The organism is Hymenobacter negativus (genome assembly GCF_017571495.1).
GTDB classification, from domain to species: domain Bacteria; phylum Bacteroidota; class Bacteroidia; order Cytophagales; family Hymenobacteraceae; genus Hymenobacter; species Hymenobacter negativus.
On record NZ_JAGETZ010000028.1, the window covers coordinates 1 to 25,325 of the forward strand.

Here is a 25,325-nt window from a genome sequence, read left to right on the forward strand (position 1 = left end):
CTTGACAATCATGCTTATTACTTATGACCAGAGAAGAGTTGAAGCGTGACCTAGAGTCAGCCGTTATCAAGCACGTGCACTTTAAGTCCCGGCTACGGTCGTTTTTGTTTGGCAACAACGGGGCAGAAGGCCCCCTGCGCGACCCGGAACAGTGCAGCCTGGGCATTTGGATTGCCGACCGCATGCGGGGCAACGGACCATACGCTCATCTGCCAGAAGCTGCACTATTCGACCGGCAACATCTCCTTATTCATCGGGAAGCTAATCGGTTGATGGATATGTACGAATTAGGCCAGACAGCTGAGGCAGGCGCTGGCTATGAGCCCGTGCAGGCAATTGCCGATACGATGGTGGAATTATTGCGAACTATGGAAGACAAGCTGCGTAGGGAGATTTGAATAAAGCGCAAAAGCGCCTCTAAACGCTTGGATGAAGATTACGCTTAAAACAAAGCTTTTTGCTGGATTTGTACTGTTACTAGCGCTTTTTGCTATAGTAGTGCTTTTTTATTATCAGTTAGCCGGGCAGGTGTTGCGCAATGCCCGGCAAGTGGAAAAATCCCAGCAGGTATCGACAGAAGGCGTAACACTGTTGCGCAATATTGTGGACATGGAAACCGGCTTTCGGGGCTATGTGCTGGTGGGCAATGAGCAGACGCTGGACGTGTATTACAAGGGTGAGCGAGAGATGATTGGCCGGTTTAGTGAACTGCGCAATAAGATTATTCAAGTGCCAACGCAGGTCCAGCTGATAGACCAGACCCAACGGCTGTTTCAGCAGTGGACGAGTTACAGCCACTTACTGATTTCCGAAAAGCGAGAGGCTCGGCATCGGCACCCTAATCAGCGCGGGCTGGAGTTTATGGCGCATGGCACGCTAGCCGAAAACCTGACCGGCAAGCAGATAATGGACAACATTCGGGACCGTATGGCGCAATTTGAGCGCAACGAAGCACAAACCCGTGAGCAGCTTCGTCGTCAGCTCGATGACAGCATCCGGCGGGCTGAATGGCTATCGGCAGGGCTGGGCCTAACGGCCTTGCTTCTGGGGCTAGCCTGGGCCTTATACATCGTGCGGCTGTTCTCAAAGCGCTTGAGCGGCATGCTTATTCTAGCGCAACGCATGGTCGACGGTGACTATAGCACCCAGATTATTGACACCGAGCAGGACGAGGTAAGCGAACTCACGTCGGCTCTCAATGTGATGGCGCGCACTGTCGGGGCTAATATCAGCCAGCTCGAAAACCGCAATCAGGAGCTTGACCAGTTCGCTTATGTCGTGTCGCACGACCTCAAAGCGCCGCTACGTGGGATTGAAAGCGCTTCCCGTTGGATTGAGGAAGACATGGGCAAGGAAGAGCTACCACCTCATATCCGCGAGTTCCTTGGCATGATGCGGCAGCGGGTACACCGCATGGAAAAGCTTATTACCGGTATACTAGACTTGGCGCGTGTGGGACGGGTTGCCCAAGCCGACGAAACCGTTTTTGTGCGTACTCTGCTGCGGGAAGTAATCGATACGCTTAACCCACCGACGGGCTTTAAGATTGAACTGCCGTTTTTTCTGCCCACGCTCACTACCAATGCGGTGCAGCTCCAGCAGGTGTTTACCAACCTCATCAGCAACGCGCTGAAGTACCACGACCACCCTGAAACAGGCACCGTGCAGATTGGCTGCGACGACGCGGGCGACTTCTACGCCTTTTCCGTAGCCGATGATGGACCTGGTATCGACCCTGAATACCACGAACGTATTTTCGTCATTTTCCAGACCCTAACCGAGCGCGACACATTTGAGAGCACCGGAGTGGGCCTGGCCATTGTAAAAAAGATTGTGGAGCGCCAGGGTGGGCGCATCAGTGTGAAATCGGCCGAAGGTCAGGGAGCTAAGTTTATTTTTACCTGGCCCAAGAAACCGATGAAAACCAAAACCTCGGCCACAACTGTAGCCACTGGGTCCGGTTCTACCGTATTATTACCTGCCTGACAGTTTCTTTTCCTGTCGGGCTCCTTTTGCGGGCATTTTCCCGCTGTTGACAACTGTATTGCCTATGTCCGCCGACCATCCCACGCCCAGCATTTTGCTCGTGGAAGACGACCAGATGGACGTCATGAACGTGCAGCGCGAGCTGCGCCGCCAAAATATCAACGTGCCCGTCATTCATGCCCGCAACGGCCGTGAGGCGCTCAAGATGCTCCGTGGCGAGGGCGGAGAAGCGAGAATTGAGAAGCCCGATGTGGTGATGCTCGACATTAACATGCCTCGTATGAATGGGCTGGAGCTTCTCGAAATTCTGCGCTCAGATCCTGAGTTTGTAGCCTTGAATGTGTTTATCATGACTACTTCCGACCTGGAGTCAGACCGCTTGAAGGCCCAGGAACTAGCCGTAAGCGGTTATATCATCAAACCGCTTAGTTTTGATACTTTTGGTGAGGGTGGAACCAGTGTAGATGGATTTAGCCTATTTCTGGACCTGCTAAAACTGAAACAGTAGGGAATAAAAGTGGGTAGCACTTTAGAGTAGTAACAACCGGCGCTCAGAGCAATCGAAAGCCCATGCGGTGGTGTGGGCTTGTCCCGTGTGTCCGGATTGCATCTCGGTGTGCGGCTGTGGGATAGCCTGCATTTTGCTCCCAGTGATATTCCGGAAATTCAGCTGCCAACGCCAGCATGTGTTCATCGCGAAAGGTTTTGGCGAGAATGGAAGCCGCTGCGATGCTGCGGTAGATGCCGTCGCCACCGATGATACAAGTGTGCTCGTAACCAGTTAATGGCCGAAAGCGGTTGCCATCAACTATTAAGTGAGCCGGAGTGACGGCCAGTGCGGCGACGGCGCGGTGCATCGCCAAGTAGCTAGCTTGGGCGATGTTCAGGCTAGCGATTTCCTCTACAGAGGCCTGGCCCACGGCCCAGGCAACGGCTGCGCCGCAGATTTCGGGTCGTAGCGCCTCGCGGCGCTTGGCCGTGATTTGTTTGGAGTCATTTAGGAAACGGGGCATAAAATCGGGGGGCAGAATGACGGCTGCCGCGAAAACGGGACCAGCCAGACAGCCGCGGCCGGCTTCGTCGAGGCCAGCTTCGAGAGCGTGGCCGGTGTGAGTTGCAAGGAGCATTGCAAAAGAAAAGCGGGGAGCGAAGAAGGGCGCAAGTTCGGCGCTATTCTTCACTCCCCGCTTCGAAAGTGGGGTGCGCACTAGTGGCGGCCGGCGGTGCTGCCTTCATCGGTAGGGTCAGGTTCGCCCCGACGCTGGCCTTGGCTATCACGGGGGCCTTCGTCAATCTCCGAATCCTCGTCAGTGCTTACGTATTCATTGGTGACAGGGCCGAGGCCATTGCTATTCTGAGCCAACTCCGCTTCGGCTTGAGCGTGCTTGAGATTGAAAAGCGGGTCGTGCTCTTCGTTGCTGGCGTTTTGCTTTGATTTCGAATTGGACTGAGCCATGAGAAAGGGACCGGCCGGAATGTGGGCAGCCGGAGTATTTCTTGGTACGGCTAGCCCTGCTCCAGGGTTGAAAGCGGAGCTCTCTGCATGCAACAGGCAACTTGAATCCAGAGGTGTTAGACACGAAAAAGGCCACCGCACAAGTGCGATGGCCTTAAAGTGGCGGGTCTGGCTTAGAGGTGTCTACCCCACCTTGTCAGTCAGAGCGCCGCCGCACGAGAGGTCCTTCCTTTCCACATTTCCAGCCCGTGCGGGGGTACTTATAGGTCAAAGCTACGAAAGCCTTAAGGCGGAACGCAAGTGAGAATGGACCAATAGCTGGAATTAGACGCCCAGTGCTAAGGTATACCCGGTGGATGGTAAATTTTAAACGACGAATGGGCTAGCTGGTAGCTCGGGCGGCGGCTGTAGTTTTGTTCCTGTCTCTACAATCTTTTTATAAAGTTATGGCCACTGTCAATCCACCCGTTGTCGATGAAACCTACAACCCTTGGCAAACCCTCAGTACGGAGGTGAAATACCACAATCCCTGGATTTCGGTGCGCGAAGACCAGGTGCTGAATCCTGGCGGCGGTCGGGGCATCTACGGTGTGGTGACGATGAAGAACAAAGCCTTGGGCATTGTGCCCGTCGATGCCGAAGGCAATACCTGGCTGGTGGGTCAATACCGCTATCCATTAAACGAATACAGTTGGGAAATCCCCATGGGGGGTGGCCCCGTGGAGTTAGATTGCTTGGAATCGGCACAGCGTGAGCTAAAAGAGGAAACGGGCATGACGGCCGCGCGCTGGACCTGCATCGCTCGCCTGCACACCTCCAATTCCGTGACTGATGAGGAGGGCTTCGTGTATCTGGCCGAAGACCTAACCCAAGGCGACGTTGAGCCCGAAGAAACCGAAGACCTGCGCCTCTGGAAGTTGCCCCTGGCCGAAGCCATCCGGATGGTAATGGATGACCGGATTACGGACTGCGTGAGCGTAGCGGGCCTGCTGAAGGCCGAGAAGGTGCTGGCAATGCGCAGTTCGTAGTAGGCGTTATGCGGATGACGTTCTTTATATCCTAGCCGTAACTTTGCCGGCATGCGCCACTTGCTTCGATATATCGGCCAACGCCTCTACACGACTTGGGCCGTGTTCTGGTTTATTGTGCCGTTTGTGCTCATTTACCCCTGGCAGTGGTATTTCAGTCGGCGACCTAACGGTGGTGGAGTGGTGCATGCCCTGAACCGGTTTTGGTCTACGATGTCGATTATTATGTGGGGCATGCCCGTGGAAGTGGTGCGCGAAACCAAGGAGCCCAACCCGCAGCCCTGTGTGTACGTGGCCAATCATGGTTCGTACGTCGATATCATGATGCTGTTCAAGTACATTCCGGGTTTTCTGAACATGATGGGCAAGGCTTCGCTGGCACGGGTGCCGGTGTGGGGGCCGCTCTTTGGCAACGTGTACATCACCGTGGACCGGGCCAGTGCCGTGAGCCGGGGCCGGGCAGCCGTAGCAGCCCGGCGGGGGCTGGCGGCGGGTAAGAGCATAGCTATTTTTGCCGAAGGGCGAATCTCGCCCACGCCCGGCAAGGAACTCCTGCCTTTTCTGGATGGAGCTTTTCAGCTGGCGCTGGAGGCAGGGGTGCCCATTGTGCCCGTAGGCATGCCGCTCAACCACATGTTTATGCCCGACGTGCCGGGCGGCCTGCGGGTGCGCTACCATCGCCTCAAAATCGTTTTTCACCGCCCCATTTCTACAGAAGGCCTCACGCTGACCGATATTCCGGCCCTCAAGGAGCGTGTGGCAGCTCTGCTAGCCGGCGATTTTCTGCCTGAAGGCGCCGAGAAGCCCGGCCCAAGTACTTGGCGGGACCCGGCAAGCGTTGCTGTAGCAGAACAGCAGCCTGCCAACTCATAACCTATACTTTATAACTCGTAACTCATCATGAGCACCGACCTTGGAACCCTGCGCGGCCTAGCCCACCTAGCCCGCCTCGAATTTGACGAAACCCGCGAGAAGCAAATGCTCGGCGACCTGAACAACATCCTGGATTTCGTAGCCCAGCTTGAAAGAGTGGACACAAACGGCGTAGAACCGTTGGTACACTTATCCCAAGAGATTAACGTGTTACGCGACGACGTGGCCCGCAACACCGTGAGCCATCAGGAAGGGTTGCGCAACGCTCCGCGTAAGGATTCGGACTACTTCCGGGTGCCCAAAGTGCTGGAATAGAGCGTGGCGCAACAATTATCGACCCGCGCCGAGCGGCCCGGCTGGCTAGTAATACTGGCTGCGCTGGCCGTAGGACTGACTGTTTTTTATTATTTCACTGGTGAAGCCAGCACCTTGCCCTTGCGCAAAGTAGCGCACCTGCAAGCCGTGCCACTCACGCTGGACAGCGTGGCGGCCGGCCCGGTGCACCTGCCTGTACAAGCCAGCGGCTTTATTGTGACGCTGACACACGATGTAGCCGGGCCGTTTACGCAGCCAGTGGCGGCCAGCTTGTTTATGCTGCTGCTAGCCGTGACGCTGGCAGGCTGGGTGGCAGTGGTGAGCACATTGGCGCGGCCGGCTTTTGTGGCAGGCATGGTGCCCGTCATTTTCCTGCTGCTTTCGCTGAATACCGAGTCGCTGGGTATTTTTAATACCAGTGAGCGGTATTTCCTGTACCTCATGCTGGGTCTGATTGGCGGCGGCAGCTTTGCGCTACATGCCTTTGCCGAGGGCCTCGCCCTGCGCTGGCGTGCCTTGGTAATAGGGGCTGTTGTAGCTGGTTTAGCCGGTTTGATATATGCCCAAAGCCTATTACCGGCCACTGAAACCACTCTACAACTTGCCGCTTACGCTACCCCTGGCGGGGCAGTGCTGGTGGCGCTGGTAGTGCTGTGGGTAGGGGTGGAGAACGTCCGGGCGCTGCTCTGGTTCAATACTCAGGCCGAGCAGGCGAGTGGACGCTTTGGGTTGGTGCCGTTTGTATTAGCGGCCGGCCTTTATGTTGGCGCATTGATTCTATATGCGTGGAACGGTGGTGTGTTGGAGCTTCTGCCGGGCGTTCACCTCGACCCACTGGTATTGCTGCTACCAGCCGTAGTAGCCGGGTGGTTGGGCCTGCGCCTGCGTGCTCCCAGCTATGCGGAGTGGGTGCCATACGCGCAAGGCGCAGCGCAACTATATCCGCTGGCGGTGCTGGGGGCAGCCGGTGCGTTGGGATATGCCCTAGCCACGGCCAACACGCCTTTGCTGGTAGCAGCACGCAGCTTTACAGGCATGGCCCTGGCTACTGTGGGCGGCGCATTCCTATTGTATGTACTAATGAATTTTGGGGGACTGATAAAGCAGCGACTGCGGGTATACCGCGTGACGTTTGAGCCGCGCCGCCTGCCGTTTTACCCGGTGTATATTCTAGCCGTGGGCATTATCATCATGATGCAGTCACGGATGGACTTTCCGTTGGCCGACCAAGTGTTGGCTGGCCAGTTCAACAACCTGGGCGACCTGACCCGGCAGCAAAGCGAGGCCGCGCCTGATGAGCTAGGCCTTGCCGGGCTGGCTGAACGCTACTATGCTGAAAGTGGCGACGTGCGCTACCGTGGCAACGTGCACGCTGAATTTGGGCGGGCGGCGCTTTACCACTTCCGTCAGCAGCGCCAGAATGAAATTAATTCGTTGCGCCGGGCGCTACTGCGCGGGCCCAATGAAAAGGTTTCGCTGCGACTGGCTTCGCTCTATAACGCGCCGGAGGATTTATTTGATGGGCTCGATATTTTGCGGCGTGGGTTGAAAGCGCAGCCGCACAGTGCTGCGCTGGCCGGCGACCTGGCCCAGCTATTTACTCAAACAGCGCTGAGCGACTCCACCGCCTTTTACCTCGATAAAACCGAGCAGCTGGCCCCCGGCAGCTACGCCAGTCGCACCAACCAGCTGGGTTTTCTGCTTAGTCAGAACCTGCTGGCTGAAGCTCGCCAGCGCAGTGCCAAGCTGACCGTGAAAACCACTGAGCCAGCCCTGATGAGCAACTATGCGCTGCTGCAGCTGCGGACCAAAGCGCCACTGGCCTTAATGCCAACGGCACCCGATGCCACCGTGCGCGTGCTTGACGAAGCCAGTTTCGCGCAGCTCTATCATGTAGTACTCTTAGGTGTAGCACGGCATAAAAACCAGCTCACGCCCACGCTTTTCAAGCAGCTAAACCAACTGACTGCCCAAGCGGCTAACGCGGACTACTACGAGCAATTACTGTTTTTGCAGGCACTGGCCCGGCACGCGCTAGGACAGGAGCAGGTGGCGCGACAGCTGCTCCTGCCGCTGGCTGCCGGCACTTCTGCCACGGCAGCCTACTATCAGCAGTTGTTGGGGCTGTGGCAGCTGCAGCAAGGGCAGTATACCACGGCGGCCGACCAGTTGGCTTTTGCTGCTTCGCATGGCGCTCAACAAGCAGCTGAGATGCGCGTGTATGCGCTGGCTTTGACGGGCAACGCTGACTCGGTGCGAGCGGCCACGGGACGTCTGCTGGCTTCGGCCGATACGGCGCAGCAGCGGCAGGGGCGGCAGGCGCAAGTGCTGCTAGCTGCGGGACTCCCCGCAACGCCTGTAGATAATGGGCGAATTGGCACAGGCTGGCTGAGCCAAGCACGCCAGGCTGAGCAGCAGGGCAACGTTGCGACGGCTACCAAAAACTATCAGCGCATCGTGCGCGAGGCCCCGTTCAATGAAACCGCTATTCTGGCTGCGGGCCGCTTCTATGCGAGCCGCCACGAAGCTACCGCCGCCTATGACGCCCTACGGGCGGGACTGAACGAAAACCCACAGTCGTTGCCGCTGTTGCGGGCCTACGTGCTGGCTGCCGCCGATGCCGGCCTGACCGACTACGCCACCGATGCGCTTGCTCAGCTGCGCCAACAGCTGTCATCGGCTGTGTATGCTACATTAGCAACCGAATATGCCGCCCGACAGGCAGCCCGCGCAGCTGCCACGGCGTCCTTCTCCGGCGCGTCAGTTCCTTCGCCTCCGCACTAAGCTTCTCGCCCCATGAATTCGAACGTTATTGAAACCACGGACATCGCCAAATCTTACGTGATGGGCACGGAGGTGATTAATGCCCTGCGCTCGGTTACCATCCAGATTCCGCGGGGTGAGTATGTGGCCTTTATGGGGCCATCGGGCTCGGGCAAGTCCACGCTGATGAATATCGTGGGCTGCCTCGATACGCCCAGCAAAGGACAGTACATTCTCAATGGGCAGGATGTGAGCCGCATGAGCGACAACCAACTGGCCGAGGTACGCAACAAGGAAATAGGCTTCGTCTTCCAGAGCTTCAACCTGTTGCCCCGTGCTTCGGCCCTCGACAACGTGGCCCTGCCGCTCATCTATGCCGGCTTGAACAAGCGCGACCGTAGCGAGCGCGCCCTCGAAGCCCTGCGCTCAGTGGGCCTCGCCGACCGTGCCTCGCACCGCCCCAACGAGCTCAGTGGTGGCCAGCGCCAGCGTGTAGCCATTGCCCGCGCCCTAGTGAATAACCCCAGCGTGCTGCTGGCCGACGAACCCACCGGTGCTCTCGACTCCAAGACCAGCCATGAAATCATGGACTTGTTTGAGGCCCTGTATTCGAAGGGCAACACCATTATCATGGTGACGCACGAAGAAGACATTGCCCGCTACGCCCACCGCATCGTGCGCCTGCGCGACGGACTGGTCGAATCCGACGAAGTGAATACAGAAATAACGACTCACGCCACTGCCGGCCACTAGACCCAAGCTCCCCTCCAAAGGGGAGTTTGTGCTTTAATTCTGTTCCTACATGAAAATTTACACTAAAACCGGCGACAAAGGCCTTACTTCCCTCATCGGCGGCACGCGCGTGCCCAAGAACAGCCTGCGCATTGAGTGCTACGGCACCGTGGATGAGCTGAATTCCCACATCGGCCTGGTGCGCGACCAAGAGGTGAACGCCAGCCGCCGGCTGCTGCTGAAAGAAATTCAGGACCGGCTCTTCACAATGGGCTCGGCCCTGGCGGCCGACCCAGAGAAATCGAAAATGAAGCTGCCCGACCTGCACGCGGCCGATGTGGCGCTGCTGGAAGATGAGATGGACCGTCTCAACCTGGAATTGCCCGAGCTGCGCGCTTTTATTCTGCCGGGGGGGCACCCAGCCGTGAGCCACGCCCACGTGGCCCGTTGCGTATGCCGCCGCGCCGAGCGCTTGGTCATCCATTTGGCCGAAGATTCTTTTGTGGCCGATTTGGTGGTGGTTTATTTAAACCGCTTGTCCGACTTCCTGTTTGTGCTGAGTCGGGCCATGGCCCATGAGTTAGGCGTGGAAGAAGTGACTTGGCAGGCACGGCTTTGAACCGAACAGTTGCCTGTAAGCGTCATGTCTGTCATAGCCAGGGGGCCTGGCTATGCACGCTTAACACATTAATACCGTAAACGGCTTTGGGCAGCAGCAAGCCCATTTTTTCGTTCTTTGCATCCGCATTATTACTTGGTTGCTCTTCCTCTCCATCCTCAAATCCCACCCACTCTCTTACCCTGAACTCGCATTTTTATGATTGACACGCTCCCAATCAACACGCAGCACACCACCGCTTCCCGGCTGGCCGAAGTCGATTTCGACCATCTCGAATTCGGTAAGGCATTTTCCGACCACATGTTCGCAGTGGAGTTCCACAATGGCGAGTGGCAGAATGCCCAGATAGTGCCCTACGGCGACATGGCCGTGAGCCCCGCTAATTCAGCTCTGCACTACGGCCAAGCCATTTTTGAGGGCATGAAAGCTTACCGTCAGGCTGATGGTGGGGTGGCCCTGTTCCGTCCCTTCGACAACTGGGCGCGTCTTAACTCCTCGGCTGAGCGCATGTGCATGCCCACGATTTCGGAGGAACTGTTCATGCAGGGGCTGAGCGAACTCATTCGCTTGGACGAAAAATGGGTGCCGAATGCGCCGGGCTATTCGCTCTATATCCGTCCATTCATGTTTGCTACTGATGGATTTATCGGTGTGCGGCCTTCGGATTCGTACCGGTTCATGATTTTTACTTGCCCGGTAGGCCTTTACTTCAACAAGCCGTTGCGGGTGCGCTTCGAGCAGAAGTATGTACGCTCGGCCGAAGGCGGCGCGGGCTACGCCAAGAACGCCGGCAACTACGGTGCGGCCATGTACCCCACCAAACTGGCCCAGCTGGAAGGCTACAACCAGCTCATCTGGACCGATGCTTCGGAGCACCAGTACGTGGAAGAATCGGGCACGATGAATGCGATTTTCGTGATTGACGGCCGCGTGGTAACACCAGCCCTGAGCACCAGCATCCTCGATGGCGTGACGCGCCGCAGCGTACTTCAACTGGCCCTTGATATGGGCCTGACTGTGGAAGAACGCCGCGTGAGCAGCCGCGAAGTGATGGAAGCACTGGCCGCCGGCAAGCTTAACGAAGCCTTTGGTGTGGGCACGGCAGCCACTATTGCGCCCATTGCTACCATCGGCTATCAGGGCCAGGACTATGACTTGCCCGCTACGGATTCCAAGTCCTTTTCCAGCCGCGTGAGCGCCGCCCTGGATGCCATCCGCACCGGCCAGGGCGCGGATGTGCACAACTGGATGGTACGTGTGTAGAACATCAGATAGAACGTCAAGCCGGGTGCAACGCAGCCTTTTAGCCGTTTCGTTGTACCAGTAGATTCCTAGTCCGACAGGTGCTTTGTTACGTTCGACATGATGTTCTGGTAGAAAAGCCGCTTCAATCCGAAGCGGCTTTTCTTTTTTGCCCCACCTTTGCAGCACCAAGCGTTTTCCCACTCCGTCATCCCGCCACTCAGTCACTCTTATGACCGTTTCTCTGAAAACCGTTACCCTCAACGACACGCACCGCCAACTGGGTGCTAAAATGGTGCCCTTTGCCGGCTACGACATGCCGGTGCGCTATTCCTCCGACCTCGATGAACACCACACCGTGCGCCAGGCGGTGGGCATTTTTGACGTGTCGCATATGGGCGAGTTCCGGGTGCGCGGCCCCCAGGCGCTCGACCTGATTCAGCGCGTGACCAGCAACGACGCCAGCAAGCTCGCCGATGGCAAAGCCCAGTACTCCTGCCTGCCCAACCATGACGGTGGCATCGTAGACGACTTGCTGGTATATAAGCTGGCCGATGAGGATTACTTGCTGGTAGTGAATGCCTCGAATATTGAGAAAGATTGGAACTGGATTCAGCACCACAATACGCAGGGCGCGGAAATGGAAGACATTTCGGACCGCACCAGCCTCTTTGCGGTGCAGGGCCCGAAGGCCACAGCTGCCCTGCAGTCGCTGACGGATGTGGACCTGAGCAGCATTCCGTACTACTCCTTCGTGCAGGGCACCTTTGCCGATGCGCCGGACGTTATCATCTCGGCCACGGGCTATACCGGCGCGGGCGGCTTTGAGCTGTACATTCCGAACGAAAGCGCCGCGGCAGTGTGGGAGAAAGTGATGCTGGCTGGCCAGCCTTACGGCATCAAGCCCATTGGCTTGGGTGCGCGCGACACCCTCCGCCTCGAAATGGGCTACTGCCTGTATGGCAATGATATTGATGACACGACTTCGCCCCTGGAAGCCGGCCTAGGCTGGATTACCAAGTTCACCAAGACGTTCACCAATTCCGAAAACCTCAAGAAGCAGAAGGAGGCTGGGGTGGACAAAAAACTGGTAGGCTTCGTGATGGATGGCCAAGGCATCCCGCGCGGCCACTACGAGCTGGTAGATGCCGACGGCCAGAAAATTGGTGATGTGACCAGTGGTACGCAATCGCCTTCACTCAGCAAGGGCATCGGCCTAGGCTACGTAAAAACTGAATTTGCCGCTCCCGGCACCCAGATTTTTGTGCAGATTCGCGGCAAAAATCTGCCCGCCACGGTCAGCAAGCTGCCGCTGACAAAGGGCACGGAAGAATAATGATTTAGTTGTCAGTTGCTGGTTATCGGTTGTCAGGATAAGTAAGTTTTGGCGCTGCTCCTGGCAACTGACAACGAGCAACTACTAACTAAACCAAGGTGCCCAAACTAGACATCTGTTTTTCTCCAGAATTACTGCCACTTTATGACCTGCGTGGTAAAGTGGCAGTAATTGTAGATATTCTGCGAGCCTCCAGCACCATCGTCACGGCGCTGGGCGAGGGCGTTACGCACGTTTTTCCGGTGGCTTCGCTGGAAGAGTGCACTGCTTACGGCCAGGAACACGGCTGTCTGACTGCTGCCGAGCGCGATGGCATCCAAGCCGCCGGGGTTGACCTTGGTAATTCGCCGTTTGGCTTTTTGGATGCGGCGCGGCCGGTGCGTGGCCGGGCCCTCACCATCAGCACTACTAACGGGACGGCGGCGCTGCACCGCTCGCTGGCAGCCGATTCGGTGGTGGTGGGCTCGTTTTTGAATCTGGCGGCGGTAGCCGGTTTTGCCCGGCAGCAACAGCGCGATGTGCTGGTTGTCTGCGCAGGATGGAAAGGTCAATTCTGCCTCGAAGACACCGTTTTTGGCGGGGCACTGGCTGAACGGCTGGCAGCTGAATTTGATGTGCGCAGTTCCGATGCAACGTTGGCCGCGCTGCATCTTTGGGAGCAGGGCAAACCAGATTTGTCAGCTTACCTGCTGCAGTCGTCGCACGTCCGGCGGCTCAATTCGCTGGAAGCCAGCAAAGATTTTGAATTCTGCCTGACAATAGATGCTTACGCATCGGTGCTACCGCTCTGGCAGAAGGATAGATTGGTACTGGCTTAGAAAAGCCCCTCACGCTGAATGCAGTGACGCATGAGGGGCTTCTTGAAGCATTCTGGCTTACTTCAGCTTCTCATTATCTTGATGCCGCTGGCTGTCGCGTTGGGTTTTCTTGGCCAGATTTCGGGCAAGGGCATCGGTTAGGTCGACACCTGTTTGGTTCGCCAGGCAAATGACGACGAACAGCACATCGGCCAGCTCATCGCCCAGTTCACGACCTTTGTCAGATTCCTTAAACGACTGCTCGCCGTATTGCCGCGAGATGAGTCGGGCTACTTCGCCTACCTCTTCGGTGAGGATGGCCATATTGGTCAATTCGTTGAAATAGCGGACGCCGGTGGTGGTTATCCAGGAATCAACGGTTTTCTGGGCTTCTTCGAGGGACATGATGGAGAAAGTAAAGAACGGTAAAAAGCTTAAGCTGGCGAATCTAGGACGATGGTTACCGGACCGTCATTGAGCAGGCTCACTTGCATATCGGCTCCGAAGATGCCAGTTGGTACGGGCTGGTGCAATTCAGTCGCTACCATGCGCACGAACTGCTGGTAAAGCGGTTCGGCCACTGCTGGCGGCGCAGCCCCGATGTAGCTGGGCCGGTTGCCCTTGCGGGCATCAGCAAGCAATGTAAATTGGCTCACGACCAGAACCTGGCCGCTGATGTCGAGCACGCTACGGTTCATCTGCCCATTCTCATCGCTGAAAATGCGTAGCTGCACCAACTTGCGGCACATCCAGGTGAGGGAAGAGGTGTTGTCGGTAGGAGCGAAGCCGGCGAGCACCAACAGGCCAGGTCCAATCTGGCCAGTAATCTGGTTTTCGACAGTAACCTGGGCTTCGCGGACGCGCTGAATAACGAGGCGCATAGAAGTTGAACAGTAGGAGTGACGGGGATAAACATGTTGTGCCAGCATTGCCGACCTTCGCGTCCTTCAACGCTTCGCCAGCTTATGCCGCCAACCACCCCTGCAAATAACGCCCAGCCAACGGCCCATCGCACTTGGTGGTTGTTGGCGGCGGTGCTGCTGGTAGGTGTTGAAAGGCTGTGGCGGCTTCCCGAAGCGGGGCCACCGGATTACGACTCGGTGCGCAACTGGCAGGTAATTCAGGAGTTGGTTCACGGCAATTTCGCGCACTTGTTTCACCACGGCAGCCCGGGATTTTTGCTGCTATACTTGCCTGTCGCGCTGTTTACTCGGAATTTTCTCGTATTCCAGACCTTCAATGCACTGCTCGGGGTGGCAGGGGTAGGGGCATTTGCCGCCTGGGTAGCCCGACAGGCCCGACTGAGCGGCTTGGAAGCCGCGGGGCTGGTGCTGCTGGGCGGTACGTCGTTGCTGCTCACCTTTTCGGGACGGGATTTCACTATGAGCTCCGGTAGCCTGGTGCTGTTTGCCGGGCTGCTGCGGAGCCACTATACACGCCTGCAGCAGCCTACAACTACAGCAATTGTGCTTGTGGCCATGTGGCTCGCGCTGGGGCTTTGCTTCAGCTATAAGTTCCTGTTTGCAGTACCTATCCTGGTGGTGCTGGAAGTCTGGCAGGCCGATAGGCTGTGGAGGAAGACTTGGTACCGCGTGTTGCTGGTGCTGGCCGCGCCCTACGTGCTGCTTGGCGTGGCGGGCGTACTGGCAGGGTTGCCGTGGTACCGCTGGCTGGGATTTTATGTGCGTACTGTGGTGCCCGAGGCCGCCAATGCAGCGGGCCGGCAAGCCACGCTACATCTCGATTTGCTGTATTACGTCCGCTACCTGCTGTGCTTTGAGTCTCCGCTGCTGCTGGGGCTGGCGGGTGCGCTATGGCTGGTGTGGCGTGAACGGCAGCAGTTGCGCGCCCGGCCCATAGCAGTGCTGACCTACCTGCTGGTGTGGGCGGGCTGTTTGCTGGCTGGCATGTCGCTCCTGATAAAAGCCCCGCGTGGCCTGCTCTTTGCCTACCTGCCCCTTGCGGCCCTGGCCGTACTGAGTGGCCGTCGGCTGCTACCACAAGGCGTATTAGCAGTCGTGTTGCTGGCAGCCTTGAGCTGGAATGGCGTTCAGAACTATCAACAGTTGTATGACCCACTGCCCACGCGCTACCCGCAAGTAGCGGCGTGGCTTCGGCAGCATGATGCTACCAATATTGCTAGTACAGTAGGCATTGGGCTGGCTCCTTATCTCGCACCCAGCCAACAGCTAACCATCATCACGGATGAGCGGCAACTGGCCGCACTGCGCCGCCAGGGCTGCCAATATGTGCTGCTCGACGGCTACTGGCGGGCGGCGGGCGTAGCCCATTTCGATTCGTTGCGCCAGCAGGTGCCGGTAGCAGCGTGGCCTGCACCACAGCTCCAGCAGCCGCTGCTGTTTCTGGAGCATTCGGAGTTTACCGGTTTAGGCTTCGATGAAACCCTGGACGCCAGTACAGCCGCCGCGGCTGATTCGTTGCCGCTACGGCTGTACCGGCTGCGTTAGAGATGCTTACTGTGCAATAGTAGGCAGCGTATTCACATCAATAGCCGGGATGTTGGTTCGGTAAGCCCGGTTGATGGCGGTAATGAAGGCATTAGCCAGCAGGCCGTTGCCGCGAGGAGTGAGCGAGTAGTAATCGGTCGAGAAGAAGCCACCCCGGACTGGTTCGGCCGAATACTGCACGCCACCCACAGAAATGATGCCGTCGACCTGCGAAAACAGAAAGTCATTTAGGTTGAGGGCACTTTCGCTCGTGGAGGTCGTGATGATGGGAAGCTTGTAGGTTTTGGCTAGGGTTTCGAGGCCGGGAGCCGCTGGGGCCACGCCCGTATTGTTGTTGTAGTTGCTGACAGCAGCGGTCAGCAGATTCATTTCTGTAGTGGCGTCCAGCACATCAGCATCGCGCAAAGGGTTGCGTACATCGCGACCGTATGGGAGCATTAGGGTGGTGCTGCCCACTAGCACAGGTGTAAGCTGGCCAATGCGCGGCAGCGTCGTTGCCAGCACGTAGTCGTCACTTGAGATGGGTTGGCCGGGGCCAATGCCCAGCGGGTCTTCGATGTAAAGCAGGGTTTTGTCGCCGAAGCTGGCTTGTAGGCGGGCCTGCAGGCGGTCGCCCTGGCCCAGGCTCAACAGAGGTAGAGTAGTGATGTTGGGCAGCTTGGCAATAACACCCTGCCGGCCCCCTGCTGTCAACACATCGAGGACGCGTTTTGCGTTCTGCTTCATGGTGTTGGCGAAATTGGTAGTGGGCGTCGAGCCGCACGTTCCGCCACTGCGGATGTAAGGCATCAGGTCATCAAGCCCTTGGAAGAAAGTGAAGAAAGTAGCCGATGTGGAGGCTGTGGTCAGCACTTGCAGGTAGGTGCGGTTGTCGGCAGCGGGCAACAGGCGCTCAAAATAGGGGTTGAAGGTGCCACCGGGTGTAGCGTTCGACTGGTTGCCGAGGTTGGCCGTATTTATCTGGCTCAAGAGCAGGCCCGGAATGCCCAAGTTCTGGGGTAGCGTGCCGGCTGTAGTGCTGCGCGTAAGCAACCGTACCGTATCGGGGATGATGCAGGAGTTGGAATTGACAACCGTGCCACGTACCGCCTGGCCGGCCACGCGGCGGCTCCGCACGTAACCAATTGGCGAAACATCCAGAAAGCTCAGGTAGCCCGAGCCCGAGCCATCAATAATCGGCTGAGTGAAGGTGCCACCGCCTGAAAAGGACTGGAACTGCCTGGCCAGCTGGTTGGGGAAGGAGTATTCCTGGCTATTGCGGGTAAGGCCACCGGCGCTAACGCCAGCTGTGTAAGTATCGCCCACCGCGAGGTAATTGCTCACGTTCACGTTAACAACGGGCGTGGGCGTGTCCTGGCCGGGAGCACAGGCGGTGAGTAGTAGAGTGGTTGCAGCGGCAATAAAACCCGCAGTACGCCCCAAATTCAGAGAAAAGTTCTTCATCACAAAAAGGAATCAGCTCAGGAGCAGATGATTTAGAAAGCTACGGCTACGCCTACCGAAGCCGTGTTGGTAGCCAGGCGGTAAGTGCCGCTCACGTTGGCCACGTTCTCAATGGTTTGGTTGGCGCGGGCGGTACGCAACTGACCGTAATCAAACGAGTAGCCGCCTTCCAGTGCCAAGCGTGGGGTGAGCTGGTAGCTCAGGCCAGCCGAGATGCCGAGGCGGTTGGCATCAATAAACTCGGGGTTAATGTATTCGTCGCGAATGGGGGTTTCGTCGTAGCGAATGCCGCCCAGCACGGTCAGCTTGGGGTTCACTTGGTATTCGGCGCCGACGCGGAAGGCCAGCGCATCTTCGTAGCGGCGCGCTGTGGCGATGCGGCGGGCCGGCGTGTTGCCAGTGGCGGCCACATCGAGCTTCAGCGAATCGGTGGTGCTCCAGCCAGTGAGGGTGAAATCAAAAGTGATTAGGAGGTTCTTGGTAATGTGATTTGCTATGCCCACCGAGAGGGTGCTGGGCATGCTGAGCTGGGTTTTAAACTCAGTAGCCGCCGGAATGAGGGCGGCGTCGCGGGCGGGCACGCCGGTAGCGGAAGAAGTGCCGTTGTCCATTTTCAGCTTCACGCCACTGCGGTAGCTGATGCCGAAGGCGAGGTTGTCGCCGGTGCGGCCGTAGAGGCCTACGTTCACACCAATGCCGGAACCGCTGGCACTAAGCTCCGTGCTGGCATTTGGGTCGTCGTACTGGCCCAGGGCGCGGCGTTGGCTGTATTTGCCAAACGCATAGATAAAGCCCACACCCGCGCTGAAATTGTCATTGAGCCGAAAGCCCACCGTAGGCTGCACAAATACGGTGTTCAGCTTGCTTTCCTGCACCACTGAGCGGCCTTCCCAGGTGTCGGGCCATTTGGTGTGGTAGCCGTAGGGGGTGTTCACAGCCAAGCCCAGGCTCACGCGCTTGCTCACGCCGTGGGTGGCGTAGAGGTAGCCGCCGGGCTGAATGGTCAGGTCCTGGTCGGTGCGCTGGAAGGTGCCTTGGCCGATATAGGACGAGCGCCGTACCTGCCCAATGCCGCCGATGCTGACGCGGGTGAGCGAATCGGCCCACTGTCCCAACAGTCCGGGATTGAGGCTCAGGCCCGCGATGCTATTGATGTAGGCCGTGCTGGCTCCGCCCAATCCGAGCACACGCGCACCTTGCGGGCCATTATCAAATCCGCCAGCCGAGGCCGTCAATCCAGAGAATAGAGGAAGCAGTAAAAGAAGACGTTGGCGCATACGGGCGGTTTGACGGAAAATTGGGATACAAAAGTACGCAGCCCGGCGGTAGTGCACAGCGCAGTAGCAGTTCCAACAAGGTTAAGAAATATCGGGAAGCTGAATTTCTGTCATAATCCGAGCAGCTTGGGGCCACTTTATGGCAAACCCTTCTGTATGAGAAATGCAGCCCAGAGCCGTTTTGGCATTACTGTACCAGTCGGTCCGTAGCGCGAACTTTCAGTTCGCGTCTCTGCGCCGCTTGACCATCGTTCCAAGACGCGAACTGAAAGTTCGCGCTACTACTCGCCGCTGATGCCAAAACGGCTCTGGCCGAATACGTCAGATGGGACCAGTAGTGCGCTCCTGCCTGCAACGTAACGTAAACGCGGGCTGGCGGCAACGTTGATAATTAAAAAAGCCGTCCTACCATTGGGTGGCTATTTTTTTACTCCCAAGCTATCGAGGCGTTGCTGGTAGCGGCGGGCGTTGCGCTTGTGCTGGGCGTAAGTTTCGGCAAAGTCGGAGAAGCCGCTGCCATCAGGGCGGGCGCAGAAGAACAGGTTTTTGTTGTGCGCGGGCTTGAGCACGGCCAGCAGGGAGCCGGGGAGCGGCGTGGTGATGGGACCGGGCGGTAGGCCCTTGTGGCGGTAAGTGTTGTAGGGCGAATCCACTTTTTTATCCACGTTCAGCACGCGCTTGCGGGTGCCCAGGCCGTGCAGGGGCCAGAGCAGGGTAGGGTCGGCTTGCAAGGGCTGGCCGTTGCGGAGGCGATTGAGGTAGACTGCGGCGATGAGCGGCTTGTCCGTTGGCTCGGCGGTTTCGCGCTGCACAATGCTGGCCAGCACGCTCACCTGGGTGCGCGTCATCTTCAGGGAGTCGGCCCGCGCCTGCCGTAGCGGCGTCCAGAACCGCCGGTAGCGGGCGGCCATCGAATCGAGGAAAACCGAGGCACTGGTGTTCCACAGCATCCGGTACTGGCCCGGAATAAACATCGTGCGAATGGTGCAGGTATCGAGCCCGTACCGGCGCTGCAAGCCCGCATTATCGCCCAGCAGCAGCTCCAGCTTGAAGGAATCGGTTTCCAGACGCCCGCATATCTTACGGGGCAGCTGGTCGATGTAGTGAAACGGCTTCAACTCAAAGCGCACCGTATCCTGCCGGCCAGATAGCAGCATCTTCACCAAGTCCACATTGCCCATTTCGGGGTCGAGGCGGTAGCGCCCGGGTTTCACGTGCGGCGGGTAGTCGTGGTGCTCGGCTACCCACTTAAAGGTGCTCAAATCGGCCAACAGCTCGTTTTTCTTCAACGAATCGAGCACTGCTGCATAGCCTGTGCCCGTGCGGATGAAGAGGTAAGCGGGGCCTTCGGGAAAGACCGTGACGTTGGGCCGGTACAGCAGCCGCCACGTAGCGTAGCCGCCCGCACCCAGCAGGGCCAGCAGCACCACAAAGTAGGGGAGAAAGCGGCGAGGCGATTTAGTCAAAGGCTTTGGGGAAAGCAGGAAAAGTAAAATTAGCCACGAGCCGCCCAGGTGGCCCGTAGCAAAGCCACCATACGTGGGCAGCAAGGCAAGCGGCATCGTACCCAATAAGTGCCCCAGCGAAACGACACGCTGGCAGTTGCAGGGTAGTTCCAACGAATAGAAGGCCCGCCGGGGCTCTTACTATTCCAATCTGCAGTTTTACCGCCGCTGCATCGTCCCACAGGGGCTTGGCGTCGGGCCGCTCACAAAATCCGGGTAGCCGATGGTTTAGGCAAACGGCTCGGCTAGCGAGGCGTAGTCCTCACCGTGCTTCTCGGCCGAATCCTTGAGGAGCTGCTGCTGCCAGGGGCGCAGGGCGGCGGTGGCGCCCAGTTCGATGATGTCGGAAATGAGACGGTTGCTGAGCACCATGTTAGCCATGGTGGTGCCGTGGTCGGTGGCGAGGTGGCCCTTGAGGACGTTGAGGAGGGCTTCGCGGGCATCGGCGCGGGTGGCGGCGGGCCCGCTCAGGCGGCGGCGGAACGGGAACTTGCGCTGCTCGGGTGGCAGCGGTGCATCAGGAGCCAAATCGGTGGTGCCGATGGCCAGCAGCTGCTCGGCATAGGGCGAGCGTTTCAGCTCGGGGTGCAGGCCATTGGCACCGCGCAGCTGCAGGGCGGTTTCGAGGGGGCTGCGGGCCAGCTCAGCCAGCCGGTCGTTGCTGAGCACGTGGTAGGGCGGGCGGTCGAGTTGCCGGGCCACGGCGTCGCGCAGCAAGTACAGCTCCCGGAAAATGGGCATCTCCTGGGGCGTGATTTTATACTTGGCCGCGTTGCGTGACCACGGGCGCGGGTCGTCGCGGCCGTAGCGCACGGCCTCCAGGGCCAGGTTTTCCTGGGCGGCCCAGTCGGCGCGGCCCAGCTCTTCGAGGCGGGCGCTCAGGTGGTCGGTGAGCTGGAAGAGGTAGAGCACGTCGTTGGCGGCATACTCTTTTTGGGCCTCGGTGAGCGGGCGCTTCAGCCAGTTCGATTTCTGCTCGCCCTTGTCTACCTCAAAGCCCAGCACGGTCTGAATGAGGCGGCCCAGCGAAATGTTATTGTCTTCGGCGGCCAGCAGGGTAAACTGCACGCTGGTATCCACAATGTTGCGGCAGTTGACGCTGAACACCTCGTCGAGCAGCAGAATATCCGACTTACAGGAGTGGAACACCTTGGCCACGGCCGGGTCGCGCAGCACGGCAAACAGCGGCTCCAAATCCGCCGCCATATCGGGCAGGGGCAGGGGGTCAATCAGGTACACCTCCTGGCCATCGAACACCTGAATCAGGGCCAGGTGGCGGCCGTAGCGGTGGCGCATGTCATCAAACTCCAAATCGATGCCAATGCGCGGCAGGGTGGCGAAATGTGCGGCAGCCGTTGCAATCGCATCGGCCGTAGTGAGATAGTGAATGATGGGCATCGAAACGAGAAGGGAATCAGCACGGCCGCCTCGGCCCTGCTAGGATTAGCGCCGGTAAAGGTAGGGAAGGATGCCGGGCGGCGTGAATTTAAAAAACAGGCAGCAGGAATCCCTGCCGAGCAGTTTCAATTCAAACCAGCCCGGCAGGGGTCCCTGCTGCCCAAATCCAAATTGAAACCGGCTAGCAGGGACCCCTGCCGGGCAGTTTCGATTCACAATTGCATGGCAGGGGTCCCTGCTGCCCACTTCCAACTTGAAACCGGCCAGCAGGGACCCCTTCCGCACACAAAGCGTTTATACCTCTACAAACAGGGGCATTATATCGGAATCAGCAGTTATTTGTCGCCAATGAGCAGTTGTGGCGTGGCCCCGCGCCCACCCATGATGATGACTTTTGCATTGGGCGAGGTGGCAATGGCTTGGTTGGCTTTGATGGTTTCGTACTGCAACAGCTTGTCGCTAAGCTCGGTGTTTACGATGCGCTGGTAGTCGGCAATGCCCTGAGCCTCGACGCGCTTGCGCTCGGCTTCCTGCTTTTCTTTCTGGAGCACGAACTGCATTTTCTGCGCGTCCTGCTCGGCCGAAATCTTGCTTTCAATGCTGCGCTTCACCGACTCAGGCAGTTGAATATTGCGGATGAGCAGCTGGTCCAACTGCAAGCCATTGCTGCGGAAATCCTTCTCGATGGCGGCCAGAATGCGAGCCTGAAATTCTTCGCGGCGGGTCGAGTAAAGGGCCACGGCATCGTAATAAACGGCATTGTCGCGGATGCGGGTGCGCGAGATGGACCGCACGATTTTATCCTGATAATCCTCCCCGATAGTGTTCAGAATATGCGGCGCCTGCGTCGGCACCACGTGGTAGAGCACCGTGAGGTCGATGACGACTTCCAGCCCGTCGGCCGACAGCACCCGAATGGCATCGTCGCCCTCCTGCGCGCCCTCGCCGTGCTGCGCCGACATGGTGTAGTTCTGCGTGCGGGTATCGAAGCGAGTCACGTCCACCAGCGGGTTCACCACGCTCAGGCCCGGCTGCAGCACGCGGCTTTGCACTTGCCCAAACAGCGTTTGCACGCCCACCTGGCCTACCCCAATTTGCACGACCGTGCTCAGGGCCAGCCCCAGAATCAAAAACGCGCCGCCCAGGAAGATGAGGCCGCCACGCAGCCGTTCCAGCCGCTCGGAGAAGCGGGCCGCATTCAGCCCCAATACCAAAATAAGGAAGCCGAGAATGGTGAGAGTCATGGGGTGAGAGAAAAATAAAAGGGTTGGGGTAAGCGTCCTGATACGCGTGCAGCAGGACCAATGAGAACCTACTCGTTGTCCTCGTCGTCGTGGCTGAAATCCAGCGTCCGGGCCAGCTCCACGCCTTCAAAAGCAATTTCTTCCAGCAGCTCCGGCGCGTCGGCATCCAGGGTGCGGCCGAAGAGGTTGAGCAGCTCCTCGCCCTCCTCATTCACATAGAGGTTTTCGTACAGGCGGTCGAAAAGCTTGGCCTCACGGCCCACAATGCGGTCGATATCCTCGGGGGAGCGGCCCTCGTTGAGGGCGCGGTGCAGCACATCGAGCACCTGGCGGCTGGCATCGTGGTCGCCCAATTCCGATACCAGCTTGAGCAGGCCCATGGCCAACCCCAGACGGACTTGCTCGAAGCGGAAGGGGCGCTGGGCCGGTGGGGCGGTGCGGAGCTCGTCGGCAGCGCGGAGGGCAGTGGGGGTGAGGTAATAGCGCACGTCGTTGGGCGACGTGAAGGCAAGGTGCAGGAGTTGTTCGTAGGGTAACATAAGGCGTGAGATTGGCCACCGAAACCGGGCCGGGCCAGGTGCGTAAGCAGAAAGCCGAAAGGTACGCGGCGAAGCTGCGACCAGGCAGTAATCGCTGCGCCGTTCATTTCATTACACTTCCATTTATTCCTTGATTTCCGATGACACATAAGAGCAAATGGCTGCTATTTTCTCCGCTGGGCCTGATGGTAATTGGCGCGGGCGCCAGCATGGTACACTGGGCTGGTAGCCTCAAAGACCAGCAGGCACCCACCCGGCAATGGCTGTTGGCCGGCACGGCGGCCCTCGTCGTGCTAAACGCTGGCGTAAGCTTGTTTGGCCAGGGCGTGGTGGAACGAGTATTGCACGAGGTGCGGGACAAACCCCGCCTGCCCGACCAGTCTGAATAGCACAAGCAGCCGCGTAGTGGCGGCAGGTTTGCACGAAAGAAAGCCGCGTAGCGATGACAGATTGGTCTGTCACGCTACGCGGCTTTCTTTATGGACTGGGCATTTCAAAGCCAAGCTGCTCGAACCAACAAAAAACCCCGGCCGTAGTGGCCGGGGTTTTCAACTGGAAATGCGGAAAGGAACAGTCTGGGAAAGGACTATTCGGTTTTAGCTTCGGCTTTCTGGGTAGCTTCTACCGTTTTGTCGCCTACTTTCTGAGCACCATGCTTCACAGCGTGGCCGGCTTTCTTGGCGCCGCTTTTCACAGCGTGGCCGGTTTTCTTAGCCACGTTGCCGGCGGCGTCGGCGGTGTTATCGAGGGCTTGGCCAGCATTGGTTTTGCCGGTTTTGGTTACCACTTTGGTGGTGCCGTTGTCGCGTACTTTCACTTCTGTAGTAGGAGTAGTTTGCGCGAAAGCAGTAGTGGCAAAAGTGGCAAGGGCGAGCAACAGGGTTACTTTTTTCATGAATTCAAAAGAAAGAAAAAGGGTGATGTGGGGCTTTTACGCTGCCCCTTACCAAAGGTTGTACCAAGTACTGTGCCAAGACAGAGTTGGACGAGTTGTCCTGTGCAACCAGCTAGCTCGGTAGCAATAGCGAACTGTCGCCGTAGCTCAGGAAGCGGTAGCCGTGGCTGAGGGCGTGCTCATACACGGCTTGCCAGCCGGGCCCCAGCAGCGCAGCCACCAGCAGCAGCAGGGTGCTTTCGGGCTGGTGGAAGTTGGTGATGAGGCCCTGCACCAACCGGAACTGGTAACCTGGCGCAATGAGCAGCCGCGTGCTGGCTTGCAGGGTGTCGGTGCCAGCGGCGTCAAGGTAGCTCAGCAGGGCAGTAAGGGCCGCCTCGGGACTAATCGAGGCAGCTAATTCGGCCATCTCGTAAGGCTGCCACTGCGTCACCAGCAACTCGGCTGGCCTGTATTCAGATTGCTGAAGGAGTCCTACCCCCAACCAGTACAGCGTTTCCAGGGTGCGCAGGCTGGTGGTGCCCACGGCAATGACCGGGCGCGGGCGGTGCGCCAACAGCTGGCGTAGCAGTGCAGCCGTCACCAGAATTGGCTCCGTGTGCATGGGGTGGTCGGCCATGCGGTCAGCCTTCACGGGCTGAAAGGTGCCCGCCCCCACATGCAGCGTGACGTGGCCCGTTTCGAATCCTTTGTCACGGAGCTCCGTCAGGATTTCGGGGGTGAAGTGCAGGCCGGCAGTGGGCGCAGCGACGGCCCCTTCAGCGGCAGCATACACGGTTTGGTAGCGCACGGCATCGGCCGCGGTATCGGGGCGGGCAATGTAGGGCGGCAGCGGCAGGTGCCCGGCGGCCCGCAGCACTTCGGCAAACGGCAGCTCCGCCGGCGTCCAGCGGAAGTCAATGAGCGCAGTGCCGGCCTCCTGCACCTGGCGCTCGGCCCACAGGGTCGCGGTCTGACCGTCCGACGTTTCAAAGTCTAGGGTTACGGGTCCTTCTTTCCAACGGCGGCCGTTGCCCACCAGGCAGCGCCAGGTGCAATGGCCGGTCTGCTGCAAAGCCAGCTCCAGGCTGCGGTGCGGCGCCACGGGCTCCAGGCAAAACAGCTCGACCTGGCCACCGGTGGGGCGCCGGGCCAGCAGCCGCGCCCGCACCACGCGGGTATCGTTAAAGATAAGGAGTGCGCCGGCGGGCAGCTCGTTGGGCAAGTCCCGGAAAGTCTGGTCTGAAATAGTGCCGGCCCTGCTCACGAGCAAGCGGCTGGCGGCGCGGTCGGGGAGGGGCTCTGGGGCAATGCGCTCGGGGGGGAGCGGGTAGGTAAAATCGTTGATGGAAAGCTGGCGCGGGTCGGGATTCATGCCCGCAAAGGTCGTAATAGAACGAGTACCCCGAATTGGCAATGCGGCCCGTGTA

26 protein-coding genes are annotated in these 25,325 nt (G+C 58.6%); 14 read left to right on the top strand and 12 right to left on the bottom strand.

Features of this window, described 5'->3' with window-relative positions; translation table 11 throughout:
* Positions 1-23 precede the first annotated feature (23 nt).
* From J4E00_RS29035 to J4E00_RS29045, 3 genes are all read left to right on the top strand, one after another.
* Positions 24-398 (top strand): CZB domain-containing protein, encoded by a 375-nt coding sequence (locus J4E00_RS29035; protein ID WP_208178868.1) that lies wholly within the window; start codon positions 24-26, stop codon positions 396-398.
* Positions 399-498: 100 nt separating this feature from the next.
* Positions 499-1,986 carry a sensor histidine kinase gene (locus J4E00_RS29040; protein ID WP_317196692.1) on the top strand — a complete coding sequence of 496 codons (1,488 nt, stop codon included), beginning with the start codon at positions 499-501 and terminating at the stop codon, positions 1,984-1,986.
* A gap of 64 nt (positions 1,987-2,050) precedes the next feature.
* Positions 2,051-2,494: a response regulator gene (locus tag J4E00_RS29045; protein ID WP_208178869.1), complete on the top strand. Its 444-nt coding sequence runs from the start codon at positions 2,051-2,053 to the stop codon at positions 2,492-2,494.
* Between the two features lie 43 nt (positions 2,495-2,537).
* Here J4E00_RS29045 and J4E00_RS29050 read toward each other — a convergent pair whose 3' ends face one another.
* Positions 2,538-3,113, bottom strand: coding sequence for a ribonuclease HII (locus tag J4E00_RS29050; RefSeq protein WP_208178870.1), 576 nt, complete (start codon positions 3,111-3,113; stop codon positions 2,538-2,540).
* Positions 3,114-3,193: 80 nt separating this feature from the next.
* On the bottom strand, positions 3,194-3,442 hold the full coding sequence (locus J4E00_RS29055) for a hypothetical protein (RefSeq protein ID WP_208178871.1): 249 nt from the start codon (positions 3,440-3,442) through the stop codon (positions 3,194-3,196).
* Between the two features lie 446 nt (positions 3,443-3,888).
* On the opposite strand from J4E00_RS29055, the gene J4E00_RS29060 reads away from it, so the two are divergent.
* The 9 genes from J4E00_RS29060 to J4E00_RS29100 all read left to right on the top strand — a co-directional run bounded on the left by J4E00_RS29060 (position 3,889) and on the right by J4E00_RS29100 (position 13,168).
* A complete protein-coding gene (locus J4E00_RS29060; protein WP_208178872.1) occupies positions 3,889-4,470 on the top strand; it encodes an NUDIX domain-containing protein in 582 nt (193 codons plus the stop codon).
* Between the two features lie 51 nt (positions 4,471-4,521).
* Positions 4,522-5,343, top strand: a complete 822-nt coding sequence (locus J4E00_RS29065) for a lysophospholipid acyltransferase family protein (protein ID WP_208178873.1) — start codon at positions 4,522-4,524, stop codon at positions 5,341-5,343.
* 27 nt (positions 5,344-5,370) lie between these two features.
* Positions 5,371-5,658 (top strand): Asp-tRNA(Asn)/Glu-tRNA(Gln) amidotransferase subunit GatC, encoded by a 288-nt coding sequence (gene gatC / locus J4E00_RS29070; RefSeq protein ID WP_208178874.1) that lies wholly within the window; start codon positions 5,371-5,373, stop codon positions 5,656-5,658.
* Positions 5,659-5,661: 3 nt separating this feature from the next.
* Positions 5,662-8,442, top strand: coding sequence for a hypothetical protein (locus tag J4E00_RS29075; protein ID WP_208178875.1), 2,781 nt, complete (start codon positions 5,662-5,664; stop codon positions 8,440-8,442).
* A gap of 12 nt (positions 8,443-8,454) precedes the next feature.
* Positions 8,455-9,174, top strand: coding sequence for an ABC transporter ATP-binding protein (locus J4E00_RS29080; protein WP_208178876.1), 720 nt, complete (start codon positions 8,455-8,457; stop codon positions 9,172-9,174).
* A 49-nt stretch (positions 9,175-9,223) separates the two neighbouring features.
* The gene (locus J4E00_RS29085; protein WP_208178877.1) at positions 9,224-9,772 is read left to right on the top strand and encodes a cob(I)yrinic acid a,c-diamide adenosyltransferase; all 549 of its coding nucleotides are present in this window, start codon (positions 9,224-9,226) and stop codon (positions 9,770-9,772) included.
* 198 nt (positions 9,773-9,970) lie between these two features.
* Complete coding sequence (locus J4E00_RS29090) at positions 9,971-11,035, top strand: branched-chain amino acid aminotransferase (RefSeq protein WP_208178878.1); 1,065 nt, start codon at positions 9,971-9,973, stop codon at positions 11,033-11,035.
* A 211-nt stretch (positions 11,036-11,246) separates the two neighbouring features.
* Positions 11,247-12,350, top strand: coding sequence for a glycine cleavage system aminomethyltransferase GcvT (gcvT, locus tag J4E00_RS29095; protein ID WP_208178879.1), 1,104 nt, complete (start codon positions 11,247-11,249; stop codon positions 12,348-12,350).
* Between the two features lie 98 nt (positions 12,351-12,448).
* Positions 12,449-13,168, top strand: coding sequence for a 2-phosphosulfolactate phosphatase (locus J4E00_RS29100; RefSeq protein ID WP_208178880.1), 720 nt, complete (start codon positions 12,449-12,451; stop codon positions 13,166-13,168).
* A 57-nt stretch (positions 13,169-13,225) separates the two neighbouring features.
* Here the strand turns inward: J4E00_RS29100 and J4E00_RS29105 are convergent, their stop codons facing one another.
* Both J4E00_RS29105 and dtd read right to left on the bottom strand, forming a co-directional pair.
* Entirely contained in the window at positions 13,226-13,552 is a 327-nt protein-coding gene (locus J4E00_RS29105) for a nucleotide pyrophosphohydrolase (RefSeq protein ID WP_208178881.1), read from the bottom strand.
* Between the two features lie 29 nt (positions 13,553-13,581).
* Entirely contained in the window at positions 13,582-14,028 is a 447-nt protein-coding gene (gene dtd, locus J4E00_RS29110; RefSeq protein WP_208178882.1) for a D-aminoacyl-tRNA deacylase, read from the bottom strand.
* Positions 14,029-14,112: 84 nt separating this feature from the next.
* Here dtd and J4E00_RS29115 point away from each other — a divergent pair, with 84 nt between their 5' ends.
* On the top strand, positions 14,113-15,615 hold the full coding sequence (locus J4E00_RS29115) for a hypothetical protein (protein WP_208178883.1): 1,503 nt from the start codon (positions 14,113-14,115) through the stop codon (positions 15,613-15,615).
* Positions 15,616-15,621: 6 nt separating this feature from the next.
* Here the strand turns inward: J4E00_RS29115 and J4E00_RS29120 are convergent, their stop codons facing one another.
* From J4E00_RS29120 to J4E00_RS29145, 6 genes are all read right to left on the bottom strand, one after another.
* Entirely contained in the window at positions 15,622-17,058 is a 1,437-nt protein-coding gene (locus J4E00_RS29120; RefSeq protein WP_208178884.1) for a hypothetical protein, read from the bottom strand.
* 32 nt (positions 17,059-17,090) lie between these two features.
* Entirely contained in the window at positions 17,091-18,335 is a 1,245-nt protein-coding gene (locus tag J4E00_RS29125) for an OmpP1/FadL family transporter (RefSeq protein WP_208178885.1), read from the bottom strand.
* Between the two features lie 419 nt (positions 18,336-18,754).
* Positions 18,755-19,801 (bottom strand): endolytic transglycosylase MltG, encoded by a 1,047-nt coding sequence (gene mltG, locus J4E00_RS29130; RefSeq protein ID WP_208178886.1) that lies wholly within the window; start codon positions 19,799-19,801, stop codon positions 18,755-18,757.
* Positions 19,802-20,068: 267 nt separating this feature from the next.
* Positions 20,069-21,238 carry a ribonuclease D gene (locus tag J4E00_RS29135; RefSeq protein ID WP_208178887.1) on the bottom strand — a complete coding sequence of 390 codons (1,170 nt, stop codon included), beginning with the start codon at positions 21,236-21,238 and terminating at the stop codon, positions 20,069-20,071.
* A gap of 335 nt (positions 21,239-21,573) precedes the next feature.
* The gene (locus J4E00_RS29140; protein ID WP_208178888.1) at positions 21,574-22,482 is read right to left on the bottom strand and encodes a prohibitin family protein; all 909 of its coding nucleotides are present in this window, start codon (positions 22,480-22,482) and stop codon (positions 21,574-21,576) included.
* A 68-nt stretch (positions 22,483-22,550) separates the two neighbouring features.
* On the bottom strand, positions 22,551-23,021 hold the full coding sequence (locus tag J4E00_RS29145; protein WP_208178889.1) for a hypothetical protein: 471 nt from the start codon (positions 23,019-23,021) through the stop codon (positions 22,551-22,553).
* 140 nt (positions 23,022-23,161) lie between these two features.
* Here J4E00_RS29145 and J4E00_RS29150 point away from each other — a divergent pair, with 140 nt between their 5' ends.
* On the top strand, positions 23,162-23,410 hold the full coding sequence (locus J4E00_RS29150; RefSeq protein WP_208178890.1) for a hypothetical protein: 249 nt from the start codon (positions 23,162-23,164) through the stop codon (positions 23,408-23,410).
* Positions 23,411-23,607: 197 nt separating this feature from the next.
* Here the strand turns inward: J4E00_RS29150 and J4E00_RS29155 are convergent, their stop codons facing one another.
* Both J4E00_RS29155 and J4E00_RS29160 read right to left on the bottom strand, forming a co-directional pair.
* Positions 23,608-23,916 carry a hypothetical protein gene (locus J4E00_RS29155; RefSeq protein ID WP_208178891.1) on the bottom strand — a complete coding sequence of 103 codons (309 nt, stop codon included), beginning with the start codon at positions 23,914-23,916 and terminating at the stop codon, positions 23,608-23,610.
* Between the two features lie 112 nt (positions 23,917-24,028).
* The coding region (locus J4E00_RS29160) for an S-adenosylmethionine:tRNA ribosyltransferase-isomerase (RefSeq protein ID WP_317196694.1) at positions 24,029-25,325 on the bottom strand (1,297 nt) is incomplete at its 5' end.